Genomic DNA, 3,276 nt, shown 5'->3' with positions numbered 1-3,276 from the left:
TGGTGGTCTTGCCCGCGCCCGTCGGGCCGGTGGCCAAAATCATCCCGTGAGGCCGGGCCGCCGCCTTGCGAAGGAGATTGAGTTCATGCTCCTGAAAACCCAGGGCCGCGATATCGAGCATGGCTTGAGTCTTGTCCAGGATACGAAGCACCGCCTTCTCCCCCTGGGTGGTGGGCAGGACATTGATACGAAAGTCCACAACCCGGCCGTCGAGCCCGGCCTTGAACCGTCCGTCCTGCGGCAAACGGTGTTCCGCAATATCCAACTCGCTCATCACCTTGAGCCTGGAAACAATCGATTGGTGCAGATTGCGCGGCAACGAATTGACCTCGCGCAGCAGGCCGTCAATCCTGAAGCGAACGCGCAGCCGGTTGGCCAATGGCTCGATAAAGATGTCACTGGCCCTTCGCTTGATTGAGTCGGCCAGGATCATGTCCGTTAAGCGCACGATCGGCCCCTGCTCGGTGAGCGCGCCAAGGGCTTCCGCATCCAAGGTCATCTCCTCGTCATGCGTGTCCTTGATAACCTCCAGTTCTTCTCTGTTGAGATCCTTGAGGATGGCCTCCATTTCTTCATTCGCGGATTCCCCGTAATAGCGTTCCAGGGCCGAGTGAATATCGCGCTGCGTCGCAATGAGAGGCCTCAACTCCATATTCGTAAGAATGCGCAGGTCATCGAGGGCAAAGATGTCTTGAGGATCGGACATGGCCACTGTGAGCGTGTCGCCGAGCCGGGCGACCGGAACCACCAAATACTGGCCCGCAATTTCCGGGGGAACCACTTGGGCCAGGTCCGGATCCAGAGTCAAACGCTCCAAACGAATGGGGGGCACTTCCAACTGCTCGCTGAGGGTCAGCATGAGATCCGCCTCGTCCACAAGCCCCAGCTTAATGAGCACTGAACTCAGGCGCTTGTTGGAGTTGCGTTGCACCTCAAGCGCCTGCGCAAGCTGAGCCTCGCTCAGAAGGCCTTTGTCCAAGAGAATCTCAGCAAGGCGGTCGCGCGCCACACTCATGAGTTCCCTCCCTGGGCATCCTGATTCCACTCTTTGAGCGCAGCGCGCCGGTTTTCAAAGGCAGCCTCGATCTCATTAAAAGGCGAAACCGTGATCTGAAGGGTGCAACCCGTCGCCTCCGCGATCTCTTGAATTGCGGCCTCATCGATCGGATCGCTCATCGCCACAGTCAAGACCTTGCCCATGCGTTCCACAGGAATGGCCTTCAAACGGCGGATACTTTCTTCAGGAATCAGCGTCAGGACATCCGGAGAAATTTCATAGCGGGCAACGGGAAAATAGGGAAAACCAAACTGCAGGGTGAGAGCCTGGACCACATCAAGCTGAGTCGCCGCCCCCATTTCCACCAAAAGCTCACCCACCCGCGTCCCGGGGCGGGAGAGCTGGAGCTTCAGGGCCTCGTCGAGCTGCATCTTGCTGACGACCCCTTTGGCAATAAGAATCTCGCCCACTCTCTTGGTGGTGAGGCGTCTGTATGGGCTCATGCGAGAGCTCTCCTCTTTGGCGCGCTACTGCTTGAAGAGGCGTTTCAGGTCATCTGGTTCGTTGGTCCGACCCATGGCCTCGGCAAAATCAATCACGCCGCGAGAATACAGCTCGAAGAGGGATTGGTTCATGGTGCTCATTCCCTCCCGGGAGCAGGTCTGCATCACAGAAAAAACTTGGTGGATTTTGCCTTCTCGAATGAGGGCCCGGACCGCGTGATTGACCAGAAGAATTTCACTGGCGAGCACACGGCCCGCGCCGTCACTCCGGGGCAAAAGCTGTTGGGAGAGGGCGCCGATGATAACAAATGAAAGCTGCGTCCGCACTTGGTCTTGCTTATGCGCAGGAAAGACGTCGATGATACGGTTAATGGACTGGACTGCATCCGAGGTATGCAAGGTGGCAAACACCAAGTGGCCGGTTTCCGCGATATTGAGCGCAGCTTCAATGGTTTCCAAATCGCGCATCTCACCGATCATAATCACGTCCGGATCCTGCCTCAAAATATGCCGCAGCGCTTCATTAAAAGAATGCGTATCCGAATGGACCTCGCGCTGATCCACGACCGCTCTCTTATTGGTGTGCACAAACTCAATCGGGTCCTCGATGGTCACAATATGGCAGGCGCGAGTCTGGTTGATCTGATCCACCATGGACGCCAAGGTGGTTGATTTACCGCTGCCTGTGGCTCCGGTGACCAGCACCAACCCTTTGGGTTTTGAGCAAAGGTCCAGCATGACGTCGGCAGGCATCCCGATATCCTCAAAAGTGAGGATCCTAAACGGAAGGGCGCGAATCGCGGCGCCCACGGAAGCCCGCTGGTAGAAGACATTGACCCTGAAGCGGCTCAGACCTTTGACTCCAAAGGCAAAGTCCAATTCCTTGTCGTTTTCGAATCGCTTGATTTGCTGGGGATCCAACAGGGTATAGATCAGTTCCCGGGCCATTTCAGGGCTGAGGGAATCGCAGCCTTCAAGAGGAACCAGGCTGCCGTGGAGACGGATATGGGGCGGGCAACCCACTGAAATATGAAGGTCCGATGCCCCCCGGTGCACCATTTCCTTGAGCATTTCATCCATGGTGAGTACGGCGTTGGAGCTGGACATCCTGGGATCCCCTTATGCGGGGACACAATTTGTCAGTCCAACTGAAACATTGTGTCCCCGGAAAAAATACTGCCTAATACAGAAGTATACCTTATGAATTGGGGACCTTCAAGGCAGGCTACCTTCGAGCCGTCCGGGATACGCTCAAAACCAGACCCAGCGCAAACCAGGTGCTCATCACATGCGAGCCGCCCTTGCTCAAGAAAGGCAGAGGCAATCCCACCACAGGCATTAAACCGATGGTCATGCAAATATTGATCAGGACCTGGGTGGAAATCCAGACAATCACGCCCACACATAGCAGGCGCCCCTCCCAATCAACCGCCTTGAGACCTACACGGTAGATCCGGTAAAAGAGCAAACCAAATAGGAACAACAGAACCAAAGAGCCGACAAAACCCCACTCTTCTCCAATAACGGAAAAGATAAAGTCCGTATGGCGTTCGGGAAGAAAATTGAGTTGGTTTTGGGTCCCTGAAAGCCAGCCCTTGCCCAGTAATCCTCCGGAACCCACCGCAATCTTCGACTGGATCACGGTATAGCCCGCACCCAGCGGATCTGCATCAGGATTCCAGAAGGACAGGATGCGCTGCTTCTGATATTCCTTGAGTGCGATCCAGCCCAGGGGCGCCAAAGCCGCCCCGGAGACAACACTGACCCGCAGCAGGC

General features: G+C 56.1%; 4 protein-coding genes. All 4 read right to left on the bottom strand.

Annotated features, from left to right (window positions below):
- The coding region (gene tadA, locus JW937_02795) for a Flp pilus assembly complex ATPase component TadA (protein ID MBN1586338.1) at positions 1–1,015 on the bottom strand (1,015 nt) is incomplete at its 3' end.
- The gene (locus JW937_02790) at positions 1,012–1,500 is read right to left on the bottom strand and encodes a hypothetical protein (GenBank protein ID MBN1586337.1); all 489 of its coding nucleotides are present in this window, start codon (positions 1,498–1,500) and stop codon (positions 1,012–1,014) included. The genes JW937_02790 and tadA, both read right to left, overlap by 4 nt.
- Before the next feature lie 24 nt (positions 1,501–1,524).
- Positions 1,525–2,580: a type IV pilus twitching motility protein PilT gene (locus tag JW937_02785; protein ID MBN1586336.1), complete on the bottom strand. Its 1,056-nt coding sequence runs from the start codon at positions 2,578–2,580 to the stop codon at positions 1,525–1,527.
- A gap of 145 nt (positions 2,581–2,725) precedes the next feature.
- A partial coding sequence (locus tag JW937_02780) for an FtsW/RodA/SpoVE family cell cycle protein (protein ID MBN1586335.1) occupies positions 2,726–3,276 on the bottom strand: 551 nt, incomplete at its 5' end.

Source organism: Candidatus Omnitrophota bacterium (genome assembly GCA_016929445.1).
In the GTDB taxonomy this organism is placed as follows: domain Bacteria; phylum Omnitrophota; class Gorgyraeia; order JAFGIU01; family JAFGIU01; genus JAFGIU01.
Note: the sequence above shows the minus strand (reverse complement) of the source record. Positions and strands in the feature narration are given on the sequence as shown.